The organism is Streptomyces javensis (assembly GCF_039525925.1).
GTDB lineage: Bacteria > Actinomycetota > Actinomycetes > Streptomycetales > Streptomycetaceae > Streptomyces > Streptomyces asiaticus.
In genome coordinates this window covers 1-14,896 of sequence record NZ_BAAAIF010000014.1, presented here as the reverse complement: position 1 = coordinate 14,896, position 14,896 = coordinate 1, and the positions used below count along the sequence as shown (strand labels likewise).

Sequence of the window (14,896 nt, the reverse complement as noted above, 5' to 3'; positions counted from 1 at the left end):
TGAAGAAGTGACCGACGCCGCGGAGCTCGCGGCGCGGCTGCGCCACGTCTTCTGGATCGGTGGCGGAAGTGGTGCGGGCAAGTCGACCGTCGCCCGCCGGCTCGCCGACCGCTACGGGTGGCGGCTCTACGCGACCGACGATGTGATGCGGGACCACGCCGACCGGGCCACGCCCGAGGAGGCCCCGTTCCTGCATGAGTTCATCGCCATGGACATGGACGAGCGATGGGTGAACCGGTCTCCGGAGGTCATGCTCGAGACGTTCCACTGGTTCCGGGGTGAGGGCTTCGGCCTGATCGTCGAAGACCTCCTCCGCCTGCCGCCGGAGCCCTGCGTCATCGTCGAGGGGTTCCGGCTGCTCCCGCACCTCGTGAGGCCGCTGCTCGACGCTCCTCAGCACGCGGTCTGGCTCATTCCGACCCCCGATTTCCGGCAGGCCGCCATCCGGAGCCGGTCCGTACCGGGGGAAGGGTTCGTGTGGCGGACCAGCGATCCGGCGAGGGCCGGCCGCAACCTCGCCGAACGGGATCGCATGTTCACCACGCGCATCGAGGAGGAGGCCGAGCGCCTCCGACTGCGCACCGTCGAAGTCGACACCACGATGACGGAGGACGATCTCACCGAGCGGGTGGCCAGGGTGTTCCGGCTCCGACGCGACGACTCCCGCGGCCGCTCCGGCCCCGGGCTCACTTGACGAAGACCGCCCGCGCGACCTCATCGGGCGCGGCGCTCGTCCCGGCGAGCGGCTCCCCGTCCGCGGACCAGATGCCCGAACGGCCGGACGTGCGGTCGAAGCCGCCCCCGGTCGGACCCGCGAAGGCCGCCGTGGCCGTCCACACACCGTGGTCGGCGGCGACCCGGCGGGCCCGCTCGCCGTGGAGCCCGGCCTCGTGTTCGGCGTGCACAACGCCCGCCACATAGCCGTCGATCCCCAGCGCCGCCGTCTTCGCGGCGTGCTCGGGGAAACCGGTGTCGCGGCAGACGGCGAGCCCCAGCCGCCACTCGTCCACGTCGAGCACGGCGGGCTCCCCGGGCACGAAGTGGATGGCCTCACTGGGGTGCAGGTGGACCTTTCCGTAGACCACCCGCGCACCAGCTCCGTCCACCGCCAGGATGCCGATGCGCGGACCCGCCACCGGTGCGCCGACCAGGGCGAGGGTCCCGGTCCCGGCGCACGCGGCGACGATCGGAGCCAGCCGTTCGTCGTCCGGGGCGACCGGCGTGGCGTCCAGTTCGTATCCCGTCAGCGACATCTCGGGGAAGACCACCACCCGCGCGCCCGCCGCCCGAACGGCCTCCGCGTGGGCCACCGCGTTCGCCGCCACGTCATGAGCGGCGCACCTCGGCTGCGCCACCGCGATGCTCAACGGCTGTGCCACCACCCTGAACTCCCCTCGCCGAGTCGTGCGAGCAGCCTATCCAAGCCTCTGCCGCGGACCTCGCCGAAGCTTGGCGGAGGCGCCGCGTCGGCAGGCCGACCTCATGGTTCGGCCTGCCTGCGCGGGGCCCCGCACCCCGGAGCTCAGGCGGACGTGGCGGGCGAGGAGGTGGTCGGGGCCGTGTCGGTTCCGGGCCGCCGGCCGTCCTCCGCCGCGCTCGGGGCCGTCGGCTCGCCGCCGCGTTCCTCGGGGAGCTTCAGCGTCAGTGTCAGGACGAGCGCGACCAGGTAGAGCGCGAGGAAGATCAGCGTGACGCCGCCGGCGCCGACGAGGGGGAGGAAGAGGCTGGCGACGGCCGGGCCGACGAAGGCGGCGCCGCCCGCGCCCAGGTTGAGCAGGGCCATGGAGCCGCCCTTGTTCTCGGGCGCCATCGACGGGATGAGGGCCGAGATGGGGACGAATCCCGCGAGGGTCGCGCCGTAGAACATGCCCGCGAGCACCGCGACCCAGTAGTAGTCCGGGCCGAGCCAGGTCGGTACGAAGTACAGCGTCGTGACGCTGATCGCACAGCCCAGCGCGCCGAAGCCGGCGATGGTCGTGCGCCAGCCGATGCGGTCGGAGAGGACGCCGAAGATCAGGTTGAAGAAGATGTTCGTGCCGTAGATGATCGCCAGCAGCTGGAGCCACTTGTCCTCGCCGAAGCCGACGTCGTCGGAGAAGATCCGCGGCAGGTACACCAGCATGCCGAACTCCGGGGCCGTGTTGATGATCCGGACCAGGCAGCCCACCAGCACGCGCGGATGGGTCCAGACGATGGAGACGGAGTTGAGCAGGCTCTCGCCGGTGGTGACCTCCGGCGGTGCCATCCGGTCGCCGCCGGGCCTCCGCCGGGCGCCGACCAGGGCGATGGCGCCGCCGATGAGAATGAGGACGAGCGCCGACCACAGCGTGCCCAGCCGGCCGAACGAGGGGATCGTCAGGCTCGACCACAGCGAGCCGAGGGTGGGCAGACCGCCCGTGAAGGCGAAGTAGAACCAGCCCACCGCGGTCCCCAGCCGGGCCTTCGGCGCCGTGTTGGTGATCCATACGAGGAAGCCGAACGCGAAGAGCGGATAGCCGAAGCCCCGGATGCCGTAGAAGATCAGCATCATCGGGTAGTTCTCGGTGCCCAGCGCGAAGAGCAGGTACGCGGCGTCGAAGACGGCCCAGATCGCCAGGCCCGTCCACATCACCCGGCGCGGCCCCCACACCTGGCAGAGCGCGCCGGAGAACCACGACGCCAGCATGACGGCGATGCCGTAGACCGTGATGACGTACCCGGCCCGTACGTCCGTCGCCGCGCCGTGATCGGCCATGTACGGAGCGATGAAGCCGGATTCGACACCGTCGCCGATCATGAACAGGAGTACGCCCAGATAGCCCAGGACCAAGGGTTTCGGCATCGCTTCCTCCACTCTGCGGGGATGACGGAGTACGACCGCAGATACTCAAGCGAGCCGGGAGAAATATCAAGAGGTCTGGTAAGAATAACGAGATTCGATGGTAACTACTCGGTCTCGATGACTCTCACATCGGTCAGCTCCCGCATCTCCCTGAGCAGCTCCTCGTCCACCGGGCCGGTCAGCAGGACATGGTCGAAGGAGTCCACGCTCTCCAGTCGGTGCAGGGCCCGGCGGCCCACCTTGCTGTGGTCCATGAGCAGTACGCTCGTCGCGCCCGCCTGCCGGGTCGCCCGCTTGATGCTGACGATCTCCTGCTCCTGGTGGAAGGTCATGCCCGCGGTGATCCCGGAGGTGGAGAGCACGCACAGATCGACGGAGATGCCGCTGATCATGTCCATCGCCGGCAGGCCGATCCATGAGTCATGGGTGCGCGAGTACTCGCCGCCCACACAGATCAGCCGGATGCCCTCGGCGCTCCGCAGCTCCTCGGTGATCAGGCGGTAGTTGGTCACCACGGTCAGCGGCCCCACCTCGGGCAACAGCCGCGCCAGGGCCAGCGCCGAGGTCGAGTCGTCCAGCATCACCGACATTCCCGGGGCCACGAACCCCAGGGCGGCGCGGGCCAGTGCCCGCTTCTCGTCGGTGTGCGAGTGCAGCCGGAAGTCCGAACTGGACTCGAAGACCATGGAGGGCTGTGCGGTGACGCCGCCGTGGTACTTGCGCAGGATGCCGCGGTCCGCCAGCTCGGCGATGTCCCGGTGGACCGTCATCAGGCTGACGCCGGTCAGCTCGACCAGCTCGGACACGGTGGCGTCCCCCTGGGCCAGAACGTGGTCGACGATCAGTCGCTGCCGCTGTTGCCGCGCGCCGCGCGACGACGGGGGAGTAGTCATGCCCTCCATCCTGCCGTGTTTATTTCTCACATAGAACCAGTGACAACTCACGCTCTGACTGTTAATTTCACTGTGACGGACCCCGCCGGGTGCCACCACCCGGCGGACGCCGCCGGGCGCACGGACACCTCGTGCCCCCGCCAGCCAGACATCATCAGCCGGGAGATCAGGGGTACGCATGGCCGACGCAGTGGTCTTCGACATGGACGGCGTGCTCGTCGAGAGCGAGCATCTGTGGGAGGAGCTGTGGGCCGCCTATGCCGCCGCACGCGGCAGCGTGTGGGGCCCGGAGCAGACCCGCGACGTCCAGGGGATGAGCGCCCCCGAGTGGGCCGCCTACCTCACCCGGTTCTGCGCGGCGGGTGACCCCGCCACCAGTACCGAGACCGAGGTCGTGGACGGCATGGTCCAGGCCCTGGCCGACGGCCGCATCGGCCTGCTGCCCGGGGCCCGCGAGATGATCACCGCCACCGCGGAGCTCGCCCCCGTGGCGCTCGCCTCCTCCGCGCCGCGCCGGGTGATCGACGCCGTGCTGGTCCACCACGGCGTCGACCACCACTTCAAGGCGACCGTCTCCAGCGCCGAGGTGGACCGTGGAAAGCCGAGCCCGGACGTCTACCTGGCCGCCGCGCGCGCCCTCGGCGTGGCCCCGGAGCGCTGTCTGGCGGTGGAGGACTCCAGCAACGGACTGCGCGCCGCCGCGGCCGCCGGGATGACCGTCGTGGCCATCCCGAATCCGCAGTACCCACCCGCCGAGGACGCCCTGGCCGGCGCCGCCTACCGTTCTTCGGACCATCATGCCGTACGTGACTTCCTGCTCAGCAGGCTCGACCCCCGAGGGGAGTGACCGACATGACCACGGTCCTGGTATCCGGCGACGACTTCATCGCCCCCGAGCTCTTCTCCGCCGCCCTGAGCGAGAGCCTGCCCTCCGCCGGGCTGACCTTCCGCACGCTGCGCACCCGCTGGCCGAACGAACCCTTCGGGCCGGTCGGGGCGGACGAGCGGGGGAACGGCGGGGTCAAGGAGGCGAGCGGCACCGAGGAGCAGGTGCTGGAGGCGCTCGGTGACGCGAGTGTCGCCCTCACCCAGATGGCGCCCTTCACCGCCCGTGTCATCCGCGAGGCCCCCGGGCTGAAGTTCATCGGCGTGGCCCGTGGCGGCCCGGTCAACGTGGACCTGGCCGCCGCCACCGCCGCCGGTATCCCCGTCACCCTCACACCGGGCCGCAACGCCGCCGCGGCCGCCGAATTCGCCGTCGGCCTGATCCTCGCCGCCATGCGCCGCATCACCCAGGCCGACGCGGCCCTCAAGGAGGGCATCTGGCGCGGTGACTACTACGCCTACGAGAACGCGGGTCTCGAGCTCGACGGCGCCACCGTCGGCCTCGTCGGATACGGGGCCATCGGCTCGATCGTGGCGCGGGTGCTGCGTGCCTTCGGCGCACACGTCCTCGTCTCCGATCCGTACGCGGACCAGGAGCGGGCGCACGCCGACGGTGTCGAGCTCACCGCCCTGGAGGACCTGCTGCGGCGCAGCTCCGTGGTGAGCCTGCACGCCCGGGTCACCCCCGAGACCCGGCATCTGCTGAACGCCGGCAACCTCGCGCTGCTGCCCGAGGGTGCCGTCCTCGTCAACTCGGCCCGCGGTGAGCTGCTCGACTACGCGCCGCTGCCCGGCCTGCTGGAGTCCGGCCGGCTCGGCGCGCTCGCCCTCGACGTCTACGACATCGAGCCGCCCCCGGCCGACTGGCCGCTGCACAAGGCCCCCAACGTCATCACCACCCCCCACCTGGCGGGCGCCACCCGGCAGACCGCCGACCGGGCCGCCCTGATCACCGCCGGCGAGGCCGCCCGCTTCCTGCGCGGCGAACCGCTGCGGCACGTGGCCAATCCGGAGGTGCTGCCCGGGAGCCGGCCATGATCGTCGGAGTCGACATCGGCACCTCGGTCACCAAGGCCCAGCTGATCTCCCACGACGGCCGGACCACCCCCGCGCACGAGGCCCGCAGCACCGTCTACACCCTGCCAGGACACCGCGTCGAGCAGGACCTGGACGACGTCGTGGGCACCGTGGAGACCGTCGTACGGGCGGCGCTCGCCGACGCCGCGCAGCTGGGCGACGAACCGGTCGAGGCCCTCGCCCTCACCGGGCAGGGCGACGGCCTGTGGCTGCGCGACGCCACGGGCGCCTCCGTCGGCCGCGCGCTGTCCTGGATGGACGGCCGGGCCGCGGACCGGCTCGACCGGTGGACCGCCGACGGCACCCTGCGCGCCCTGCACCGGCGCACCGGCGTCGGCCTCTTCCCCGGCTCCGCGGCACCCCTGCTGGCGCATCTGGCCGAGCACGAGCCGGAGCGGCTGGCGGCCGCCGAGACCGCCGGGTACTGCGTGGACGCCGTCGTACAACGGCTGACCGGCGCCGTGACCGTCGACGTCTCCGACGCCTCGCAGCCGTTCCTCGACGTCGCCACCCGTACGTACGACGAGACCGCGCTCGAGCTGTGCGGGCTGTCCGCACACCGCCGGCTGCTGCCCGACCCGGCGCCGCCCGGCACCCTGCACCGGCTGCTGCCCGACGCCGCCCGGCGGCTGGGCCTGCCCGTGGGGCTGCCGGTCTCCGCCGGCCCGTTCGACATCCCCGCCTGCGCCTTCGGCTCGGGGGTCGCCGAACCGGGGGAGGGCAACCTCATCATCGGCACCACCCTCGCCGCCCAGGTGCTGGACACCGAGCCGCGCCCGGCGCTCGCCGAGGACCCGGCCGGGATGGTGCTGGCCACCCCGTACGAGGGCCGGTTCCTGCGGGTCATGCCCGCCATGATCGGCACCGCGGGCCTGGACTGGCTGCTGAAGCTGCTCGATGTGAAGATCGAGGCGCTGGACGCGCTGCTCGTCCAGTCCCCGCCCGGCGCCGCGGGCGTCACCGCGCTGCCGTTCCTGTCCACCAGCGGCGAGCGGGCGCCCTTCGTCGACCCGCGGGCTCGTGGCCGGTTCGACGGCCTCTCCCCGCTGGCCGGCCGCGCCGACCTGGTACGGGCGCTGTGCGAGGCCGTGGCCTATTCGGCCCGGCACTGCATGGAAACCCTCGGCGTCACCCGCACCGTCACCGCCTGCGGCGGTGGCGCGCGCTCCGGGGAGTGGGCACGGATCTTCGCCGGTGTCCTCGGCGGCGACCTGGAGGTCTGCGACGACGCCGTGGGCATCCGCGGCGCGGCCCATGTCGCCTGGCGCTCCCTGGGCACACCGGTCGACCCCGGAGCCTGGCGCGCCCGACTCCGTACCGTCACCGCCGAGCGCGGGCTGATCGACCACTACGCCGAGGGCTACGCCGCCTACCGCCAGACCCTCGACACCGCACGCGAAGGCTGGAGCACACGATGACCAGGCTCTTCAACGACCCTGCCCGGTTCACCGACGACATGATCACGGGCTTCGCCGCCGCCCACCCCGGGCACGTACGGGCCGTGCCCGGCGGTGTGGTGCGCACCCGCCCCGCCCGCGCGGGCAAGGTGGCCGTGCTCACCGGCGGCGGCTCCGGCCACTACCCCGCCTTCTGCGGCGTCGTCGGCCCCGGATTCGCCGACGGCTCGGTCATCGGCGATGTCTTCACCTCTCCGTCGGCCGCCCGCGCCCGCTCGGTCGCCGAGGCGGCGGAGGCGGGCGGCGGTGTCCTCTTCCTCTTCGGCAACTACGCGGGGGACGTGATGAACTTCGGGCTCGCGGCACGGCAGTTGGAGGGCGACGGGATTCCCGCCCGCTGTTTCGCCGTCACCGATGACATCGCCTCCGCCCCCGCCGACCAGACGGCGCGGCGGCGTGGCATCGCCGGTGGCTTCGTCGTCTTCAAGACCGCGTCGGCGGCGGCCGAGGAAGGCGCCTCGCTGGAGGAGGTCGCCCGCGTCGCCGAGCGCACCAACGCCCGTACCCGCACGCTCGGCGTGGCCTTCGACGGGTGCACCCTGCCGGGCGCCGAAGCGCCCCTCTTCACCGTCCCCGAGGGCCGGTTGGGCCTCGGTCTCGGCATCCACGGCGAACCGGGGGTCAGCGAGGACACCCTGGGCACCGCGGACGAGCTGGCCCACGCCCTGGTGACGGGGCTGCTCGCGGACCGGCCCGCCGACGCGGGCGACGGCGGACGGGTCGCGGTCGTCCTCAACGGGCTCGGCGCCACCAAGTACGAGGAGCTGTACGTGCTGTGGGGCGCCGTGGCCCGCCGGCTGGACGAGGCGGGGCTCACTCCCGTACGCCCCGAGGTCGGCGAACTCGTCACCAGTCTCGACATGGCCGGCTGCTCGCTGACCCTGAGCTGGCTGGACGAGGAGCTGGAGCGGCTGTGGCTCGCCCCGGCCGACACCCCGGCCTTCTGCCGTACCGCACCGCCGGAACCCCCGCTGGATGACGCCGCCGTACGGCCCGCCGCGGCCCCGCGCCGCCCGGAGCGGTCCGCCGCCACGGCGTCCGGCGCGGCGGTCGAGGTCGCCGAACTGGCCGTCCACGCCCTGCGCGCCGCCCGCGACGTACTGCACCGGGACGCGGAGGACCTGGGCCGGCTGGACGCGGTGGCGGGCGACGGCGATCACGGCCGTGGCATGTCCAAGGGCGTCGACGCGGCACTGGCGGCCGCCGAGCAGGCGCACACCGAGCGGCTCGCCCCGGCGGCCGTGCTGGCCGCCGCGGGTGATGCCTGGGCGGCGGAGGCCGGGGGCACCTCGGGGGCGCTGTGGGGCGTGGGCCTGCGCGCCATCGGCGCGGCGCTGCCCGCCGACCGGGCGCCGGAGCGCGCGGAGTTGGCGTCCGCCGCCGCGGACGCGCTCACCGCGGTCACCTCGCTCGGCGGGGCCGAAGTGGGCGACAAGACCCTGGTCGACGCCCTCGCGCCGTTCGCCACCGCCTTCGCGGCGGGGCTGCGGACCGGAGCCCCGGTGTCCGAGGCGTACGCGTCCGCCGCGGCCGAAGCCCGTACGGCCGCCGAGCACACCGCCGGACTGCGCCCCCGCCTGGGCCGCGCCCGCCCCCTCGCCGACCGCAGCGTCGGCACCCCCGACCCCGGAGCCACCTCACTCGCCGCGGTGCTGACCGCGGTGACCACACTCCGCGCGACGACAGGAAGCGAATCCGTATGACCACCGCGCACGCCTTCCGGATCGTCGTCGGCTGCGACGACGCCGGTTACGACTACAAGGAAGCCCTCAAGCGGGATCTGGAGGCCGACCCCCGGGTCGCCGAGGTCATCGACGTCGGCGTGGACAGCGACGAGCACACCGCCTATCCGCATGTCGCGGTGGAAGCGGCCCGCCGCGTCGCCGAAGGCACCGCCGACCGCGCCCTGTTGGTGTGCGGCACCGGCCTCGGCGTGGCCATCAGCGCCAACAAGGTCCCCGGCATCCGCGCGGTCACCGCCCACGACACCTACTCCGTGCGCCGCTCGGTCCTCAGCAACAACGCCCAGGTACTCTGCTTCGGCCAGCGCGTCATCGGCCTGGAGCTCGCCCGCGCGCTCACCGACGACTGGCTCGCACAGAGCTTCGACGAGACCTCGCCGTCGGCGGAGAAGGTCGCCGCCATCCGGAGCTACGAGGGCTGACCGTCGCCAAGCCCGTCCCACGCACACTGGGGGCATGACCATTGACGTGGAGGCTACGGCCGGCGAACTCCTGGGGTCCCTCGCGGCGCGGGCCGACGCGGACTTCGCGGTCGGAACGCAGCGCTACTTTCCGCGGAAGGTCCGCGCGCTCGGGGTGAGCAACGCCTCCACCGTGGAGATCGCGAACGACTACTTCCGCGAGCGGCCGGACGTCCCCCCGGCGACGAGACTGGCCCTCGCGGAAGAAGTGCTGTCGCGCGCCTCCCACCACGAAGAGGTCCTGCTGGGATTCGCGGTCCTGCACAAGGTCGCGCGGGTCGGGCTGGGCCCCGAACTGCTCGACCGCTGTGAACACTGGCTCGGAGCGTATGTGTCGAACTGGGCGCAGTGCGACGACCTGTGCCTGAAATTGCTGTACCCGTTCTTCCGCGGACACCTCGACCAGATCCCGCGGACACGAGCCTGGGCCGGATCCGAGTCCAACTGGGCGAGGCGCGCCGCGAACGTGGCCGTCGTGAAGTTCGTCCGGCGCAAGGTGGGGCGGTCGGTGTTCGAACTGCCGCTGTCCCACGTCTTCGACAACTGCACCCGGCTGATGCACGACGACGACGCGTATGTGCAGAAGGGCTGCGGATGGCTGCTCAAGGTCACCGCCGAGGTTCATCCGGAGGAGGTGGCCGAGTTCCTGCGCGCCTGGCACACCGAGATGAGCCGCGACACATTCCGGTATGCGATCGAGAAGATGGACAAGGAGACACGTGCTTCCCTGATGGCGCTGAGGTAGGAGGGACCGACCTGGCTCGCTCATGCCGCCCGGTCCGCTGTCCGATCCGGAGGACGCTCAGATAGCGGCGTGACGCTCTGTCATCCATGCGGGTACGGACGCGCTCGGCGATGGCGTCGAGCAGGGGCTCGCAGACATCGCGGTCGAGCCTCCGGTAGGGCGACGTCGAGCGAAGGTGATCGGCGAAGCCTTCCCCGTCGAACCACTGAACGGTCGGGTACCAGCGCACGGTCGTCGGGCCGAACAGGCCGCCGGGGCCGTCGACCAGCCCCCAGCCCTCGTCGCTGCCGCGCACGTCCTCCTCAAGCGGTGGATGGCCCCAGTCGGGGTTCCCGGGGCTGAACCGCTCGTGGAGATCGGCGGTCTCGGCGTACGCCTCGGTCAGCCGGCCAGGTGCTCGCCGAAGAACGCGGTGAGCTCGGCCACGGCGGGGGTGACGTATTCGTCCCGGTCATACAGGTCGATATGGCCGGCGCCCTCGATGATGACCAGTCGCTTGGGCTCGGCCGCCTTCTCGATCGCTTCCCGGCTGAAGTACGCCGTCTCCGCCTCCGAACCGGCGATCATCAGCAGGGGGCGGGGCGAGATGAGCCGGATCATCGCGTACGAGTCGTACTGGGCGATCAGATCGATGCTGCGCAGCACCCATCCCTGGTTCGCGCGGGGGTGGTAGCCGCGCGGGGTGCGGTAGAACTCGTACGTCTCCCGGAACTGCCGCCCGGCGGTCTCCAGCAGTTCCTCGGCGTTCTCTGGAATCCACGCCTCCATCCGCGGGGCCGCGCCGTGTGCTTCCTCGGTGCGCAGTGCGCCGGCCTGGTCGAGCAGGCCCTGGAGGACCGCCGGGTCCTGGGTGCGGCCCAGCCCCTCGCGGAACACCGACCCGAGGTCCCCGGCGCTGACCGTGGCGACGCCCTTGATGCGGTGGTCGGTCTGCGCGGCGTAGGGGACGTAACCGCCGGACGCGCAGATGCCCAGGGCCCCGATGCGGTCCGGGTCGATGTCGTCGCGGGTGGTCAGATAGGTCACGGCGGACTTGATGTCCTCGGCTCGCTGGAAGGGGTTCTCCAGACCTCGCGGCTCGCCCTCGCTCTCGCCCTGGTAGGCGGCGTCGAAGACGAGCGCGGCGAACCCGGCGGCGGCCAGGCGCTCGGCGTAGACGCTCGGGCTCTGCTCCTTCACACCGCCTCCCGGGTGGGAGATGACAACGGCCGGTGACCGGCCGCCGGTGTGGTCGTCGGGGGTGAACAGAATCCCGGCGATGGCGAGATGGCTGCTGGGGAAGGTGACGTTGGCCTGCACGGTTCTGTGGCTCCTGAGTGGGTGCGGGTGAGTGGGGCGGGTCGTCCGCCAGTCACGTCACCGACGCTCGCACGCGGCACCGAGGCGGGTAAGGGGCGTCTTCCGTCCCAGGACAGCGCTGTCCTGGGACAGGCCAGGCCCCCTGTCACGATCCTCGATGTTTGTCAGACTTGTGGCCATGAGCAGCAGCGACGCCCACCACAGCGAACTGGGTGCCTTCCTCAAGGCGCGGCGCGGGGAGCTGACCCCGGCCCAGGTCGGGCTGCCCGATTCGGCGGGCAGGCGCAGGGTCAGGGGGCTGCGCCGGGAGGAAGTGGCCTTGCTGGCGTCGATCAGCCCCGACTACTACACGCGCCTGGAGCAGGGCCGCCGCCAGGCTTCGGAACCGGTGCTGGACGCCCTGGCGCGCGTTCTCCGGTTCGACGACGGCGAGCGTGCCTACATGTTCGAACTGTCCGGCCGGGACGCCGCCCGGCCCCGTCGGCGCACCGCGCAGAAGGTCCACCCACAGCTGCGGCGGCTGCTGGACGACCTCGCCACCACGCCGGCCGTCGTCCTGGGCCGGCGCACGGACATCCTCGCCTGGAACCCCATGGCCGCCGCCCTGTTCACCGACTTCGCGCGCATCCCGGTGGAGCGGCGCAACTTCGTACGGCTGGTCTTCCGCGAACCGGCCATCAGGGCGCTGTACCCGGACTGGGACTGGGTGGCGCAGACCAGCCTGGCGCAGCTGCGCATGGAGGCCGCCCGGGACCCGAACGATCCACGGCTGGCCAAACTGGTGGGCGAGCTGTCGCTTCAGGACCCCGACTTCCGGCGGTGGTGGGGCACCCACCGCGTCGCCGTCCAGGGCACCGGCACGAAGGTCCTGCACCATCCGGTCGTCGGCGAGCTCACCCTCGACTGGTCCTTCCTCACCTGCGCCGACGACCCCGACCAGCGGCTGATCACCCTGACCGCCGAGCCCGGCTCACCCAGCCACGACCGGCTGCGCATCCTCGCGTCATGGGCCGCGCGATCGGCCGGCAATCCGGTGGCGGACCACTAGACACCCGGTTCTCTGCGGCCGCCGCGCAGCCCGTCGTGGAGGATCGCGGTGATGCGTACCGCGTCGTCCCGCCACCCCTTGGCGCGCATTCCGCAGATGCCGCCGAGCGCGCGCAGAAGGACGCGTCCGCTGACGCCGTCGCGGATGGCACCGGCGGCGACCCCCGCGGCGAGCAGCTCATCGAGGGCACGAGCCATCTCGGCGCGCGCGTCGTCGAAGACCGGGGAGTCCGTCGCCATGATGCTCTCCAGCGCCTCGGCCATGCCCTTGCCCACGGCCGAGTGCTCGACGAGCAGCAGGAGGAAGCGGCGCAGGGCCTCGTCCGGGGCGTGGTCCGCGAGCAGCCGAGCGGGGGCGGCGCAGAGTTCGGCGACCTCCTGGCGGTACACCTCCGCGACGAGCGCTTCGCGCGTCTCGAAGTGGCGGTAGAGCGTACCGACCGCGACTCCGGCTCGCCGGGCGATCTCCTCCACATGAGCGTCGGCGTCGCCGGTGAGGAATGCCTCCCGCGCGGCGGTCAGGAGCGCTTCGCGGTTACGGCGGGCATCGGCGCGCAACGGGCGTGATGACGGCAACAGTCCTCCATAAGGTGAGTCGGGCTCCGTTTGTGTGTACAGTTTCCGGAGCGGTTTCCGGAGTCCAGTTCACCTTACTGAGGGAGTACGCGCATGACGATCGTGGATGAGGGGCTCAGCGGCCTGCGGGTGCTGGTCACCGGTGGCAGCCGGGGGCTGGGAGCGGCGACGGCCCGTCGCTTCGCGGCGGCCGGCGCGACCGTACTGACGGCCTCGCGCACCGCGCCCCCGGAAGACCTGCCCGCCACCTTCCTCCCCGTGGACCTGCGGTCCGAGGAGGGGGCGGCGGATCTCGGCCGACGGGTGCTGGACAGCGTCGGAGGCATCGACGTCCTGGTCAACAACGCGGGGGCCGCGACCGCCCCGATGCCGACCCTGAAGCGGTCCGACGCGTCCTGGCTCGCCGACCTGGAGATGAACCTGCTCAGCGCCGTCCGCGTCGACCGGGCCCTGGTGCCCGGGATGGTCGAGCGCGGCGCGGGCGTCGTGGTGCACGTCTCCTCGATCGCGAGCCGGCTCCCACAGCGTGCCGAGGCGTCGTACGCCGCGGCGAAGGCGGCGCTCAACGCGTACAGCCGCGAGCTGGCGACGGAGGTGGGGGAGCACGGTGTCCGCGTGGTGTGCGTGCTGCCCGGCTTCGTCGCCACGGAGGGAGCCGTCGGCCATCTCCAGCGGATGGCCGACGGTCAGGGGATCTCCTACGACGAGGTGCAGCAGCGGATCGTGGACCACCTGAAGGTGCCGATGGGGCGTCCCGGCGAACCCGAGGACGTGGCGGAGATGATCGCGTTCCTCGCCTCCGACCGCGGCAAGTGGCTCACCGGGGCCGAGTTCCGGGTCGACGGCGGCATCATCCCGGTGGTCTGAGCCGTACTCCGCACCCGCGGAACGAACCGCCACCGGCCCGGTGAACCGGTCGTGGGCGCGGTCAGATCACGCGGAAGAGGTCGGCGGCCGCGTGGACGTCGGTGAGGTCCTCGATGGAGCGGAGGTTGTCGCACAGGGCCTCCAGGACCGAGCCGGTCTCGGTGGCGCGCGGGGCGCCGATGGCCACGCCGAAGACCCGGAACCCCAACCGGTGTTTGGCGTCGTTCCAGCCGCGCATCCACTCCTCGGTGACACCGCATTCGTCGTCGGTGATCATCACGATGTCGCCCCGGGTGCGGGCGGCGTCGTCGAACTCCTCCGCCAGCAGTCCGGCGGCCGCCGTCAGCGGCGCCTGGTAGCTGGTGCCGCCGCCGAGGAAGGTCTCCGCGAAGTCGAGGATGGGGTCGATACCGGCGGGCCGCGGCGCGTCGGCGGGGAAGCGGAAGACCTGGAGCTTGTCGGCGGCGGAGAACAGGATGCCGACGAAGTCACGCCCCGCGTGGCGGGCCTGGTCCAGCAGGGCCAGGGCGCACGCCTTGGACCACGCCTCCCGGGTGACGCCGCCGGGCCCCGCCGCGTACATGGAGTGCGAGGTGTCGACGCACGCGATGATGGCGCCCTGGCCGGTGGTCCGCTCTCCCCGGGCGTCGTAGAGCATCAGCTCCCCGGCGGCGTAGCGCGCGGCGAACACCGCGCGCAGCTCGGGCAGGCCGAGGCCCGCCAGCTCGGAGGGGATGACACGGGAGAGGTCGTCCCCGAGTGTGACGCCGACCAGCTCACCGGTGGCGTTCTCCATCTTGCGGGCGCGCTCGCCGTCGGCCATCTGCCGGAAGCGGCCGATCAGTTCGGCCCACCGGGCGAGGCGGCCGGTGCGCAGCCGCTCGGCGAGCCGGGCGCGCTCGTCGAACGGCATCCGCTCGAGCTCGCCGGGGGCCACGCCCCATGCCCGCATCAGCGCGGCCTCCTCGCGTACGGCCTCGGCGGCCTTGCCCGCCGTGTTCCGCGCGGCGGCGCGGATGCCGGGGG

General features: G+C 72.3%; 15 protein-coding genes. 9 read left to right on the top strand and 6 right to left on the bottom strand.

Going from position 1 to position 14,896, the window contains the following annotated elements; genetic code table 11:
- Positions 1 to 7: 7 nt before the first annotated feature.
- A complete protein-coding gene (locus ABD329_RS15210; protein WP_344316493.1) occupies positions 8 to 694 on the top strand; it encodes a hypothetical protein in 687 nt (228 codons plus the stop codon).
- Here ABD329_RS15210 and ABD329_RS15205 read toward each other — a convergent pair.
- The 3 genes from ABD329_RS15205 to ABD329_RS15195 all read right to left on the bottom strand — a co-directional run bounded on the left by ABD329_RS15205 (position 687) and on the right by ABD329_RS15195 (position 3,714).
- Complete coding sequence (locus ABD329_RS15205) at positions 687 to 1,379, bottom strand: carbon-nitrogen hydrolase family protein (protein WP_344316492.1); 693 nt, start codon at positions 1,377 to 1,379, stop codon at positions 687 to 689. The two genes, ABD329_RS15210 and ABD329_RS15205, sit on opposite strands and share 8 nt — an antisense overlap.
- A 143-nt stretch (positions 1,380 to 1,522) precedes the next feature.
- Positions 1,523 to 2,821: an MFS transporter gene (locus ABD329_RS15200; protein WP_344316490.1), complete on the bottom strand. Its 1,299-nt coding sequence runs from the start codon at positions 2,819 to 2,821 to the stop codon at positions 1,523 to 1,525.
- A 104-nt stretch (positions 2,822 to 2,925) separates the two neighbouring features.
- Positions 2,926 to 3,714: a DeoR/GlpR family DNA-binding transcription regulator gene (locus ABD329_RS15195; RefSeq protein ID WP_344316489.1), complete on the bottom strand. Its 789-nt coding sequence runs from the start codon at positions 3,712 to 3,714 to the stop codon at positions 2,926 to 2,928.
- 178 nt (positions 3,715 to 3,892) lie between these two features.
- Here ABD329_RS15195 and ABD329_RS15190 point away from each other — a divergent pair, with 178 nt between their 5' ends.
- From ABD329_RS15190 to ABD329_RS15165, 6 genes are read left to right on the top strand one after another with little or no spacing between them, the layout of a single operon-like run.
- Positions 3,893 to 4,561 (top strand): HAD family hydrolase, encoded by a 669-nt coding sequence (locus ABD329_RS15190; RefSeq protein WP_344316488.1) that lies wholly within the window; start codon positions 3,893 to 3,895, stop codon positions 4,559 to 4,561.
- A 5-nt stretch (positions 4,562 to 4,566) separates the two neighbouring features.
- The gene (locus tag ABD329_RS15185; protein ID WP_344316487.1) at positions 4,567 to 5,637 is read left to right on the top strand and encodes a 2-hydroxyacid dehydrogenase; all 1,071 of its coding nucleotides are present in this window, start codon (positions 4,567 to 4,569) and stop codon (positions 5,635 to 5,637) included.
- Positions 5,634 to 7,094 (top strand): FGGY family carbohydrate kinase, encoded by a 1,461-nt coding sequence (locus ABD329_RS15180; RefSeq protein ID WP_344316486.1) that lies wholly within the window; start codon positions 5,634 to 5,636, stop codon positions 7,092 to 7,094. Before ABD329_RS15185 ends, ABD329_RS15180 begins: the two co-directional genes overlap by 4 nt.
- The gene (locus tag ABD329_RS15175) at positions 7,091 to 8,836 is read left to right on the top strand and encodes a dihydroxyacetone kinase family protein (protein ID WP_344316485.1); all 1,746 of its coding nucleotides are present in this window, start codon (positions 7,091 to 7,093) and stop codon (positions 8,834 to 8,836) included. The genes ABD329_RS15180 and ABD329_RS15175 overlap by 4 nt, the downstream gene beginning before the upstream one ends.
- The gene (locus ABD329_RS15170; protein WP_344316484.1) at positions 8,833 to 9,297 is read left to right on the top strand and encodes a ribose-5-phosphate isomerase; all 465 of its coding nucleotides are present in this window, start codon (positions 8,833 to 8,835) and stop codon (positions 9,295 to 9,297) included. Before ABD329_RS15175 ends, ABD329_RS15170 begins: the two co-directional genes overlap by 4 nt.
- Positions 9,298 to 9,331: 34 nt before the next feature.
- Entirely contained in the window at positions 9,332 to 10,081 is a 750-nt protein-coding gene (locus ABD329_RS15165; RefSeq protein ID WP_344316482.1) for a DNA alkylation repair protein, read from the top strand.
- Positions 10,082 to 10,462: 381 nt separating this feature from the next.
- On the opposite strand, the gene ABD329_RS15160 is transcribed toward ABD329_RS15165, so the two are convergent.
- A complete protein-coding gene (locus ABD329_RS15160) occupies positions 10,463 to 11,380 on the bottom strand; it encodes an alpha/beta hydrolase (RefSeq protein ID WP_344316481.1) in 918 nt (305 codons plus the stop codon).
- Between the two features lie 178 nt (positions 11,381 to 11,558).
- Here ABD329_RS15160 and ABD329_RS15155 point away from each other — a divergent pair, with 178 nt between their 5' ends.
- Positions 11,559 to 12,428, top strand: a complete 870-nt coding sequence (locus ABD329_RS15155) for an MmyB family transcriptional regulator (protein ID WP_344316480.1) — start codon at positions 11,559 to 11,561, stop codon at positions 12,426 to 12,428.
- On the opposite strand, the gene ABD329_RS15150 is transcribed toward ABD329_RS15155, so the two are convergent.
- Positions 12,425 to 13,003, bottom strand: a complete 579-nt coding sequence (locus ABD329_RS15150; RefSeq protein ID WP_344316479.1) for a TetR/AcrR family transcriptional regulator — start codon at positions 13,001 to 13,003, stop codon at positions 12,425 to 12,427. The genes ABD329_RS15155 and ABD329_RS15150 overlap by 4 nt on opposite strands.
- Before the next feature lie 93 nt (positions 13,004 to 13,096).
- On the opposite strand from ABD329_RS15150, the gene ABD329_RS15145 reads away from it, so the two are divergent.
- A complete protein-coding gene (locus ABD329_RS15145) occupies positions 13,097 to 13,870 on the top strand; it encodes an oxidoreductase (protein WP_344316478.1) in 774 nt (257 codons plus the stop codon).
- Positions 13,871 to 13,931: 61 nt separating this feature from the next.
- On the opposite strand, the gene ABD329_RS15140 is transcribed toward ABD329_RS15145, so the two are convergent.
- Positions 13,932 to 14,896: vWA domain-containing protein (locus tag ABD329_RS15140; RefSeq protein ID WP_344316477.1), on the bottom strand; the 965-nt coding region annotated here is incomplete at its 5' end.